A 475-nucleotide genomic window follows, 5' to 3' on the forward strand; every position below is an offset into this window, starting at 1 on the left:
CTCATACTCTATTCGCAGCGGCCTAGACATAGCAATTCACTCCATAAGCAGTAAACTATAAATCTAGATCACTAATGTCCGAAGTCAAGATTTGACCCCTTTGGTTTCATATTCAACAAACTGCTTGTATGCAGCATACTTACGCTTTTTACCTTGCAGCGAAAATATAAAATCTCGAACCAACCATTTAGGTGTCGCACCACTTCTAATAAAAGCTGAATAGCTAGACCATTTGTACTTAGCAAGGTCATCTACCAATGGGATGCTCGTTTCAATTGGGTTGCGATGAATATACCGGCTAACATGCAATAAGTAGTTATCAGCATCCACTAACACGGCTTTGTATCGGCCCCTGAACAGTGCACCATCTGTGTTATGTGTTCGATTAAAGTATTGAGTGTAAAGGCCATTAATATGCTTCATGGCTCGGCCTAAGTTAGCATCGGGAGTTTTTGTTAGCAGATGATAATGATTG

The 475-nt window shown here is 40.4% G+C and carries 1 protein-coding gene; it reads right to left on the reverse strand.

Going from position 1 to position 475, the window contains the following annotated elements; all coding sequences use genetic code 11:
• Positions 1 to 84: 84 nt before the first annotated feature.
• The coding region (locus ACFI34_RS18775) for a transposase (RefSeq protein WP_462674599.1) at positions 85 to 475 on the reverse strand (391 nt) is incomplete at its 5' end.

Source organism: Pseudoalteromonas sp. PSi26 (genome assembly GCF_054960575.1).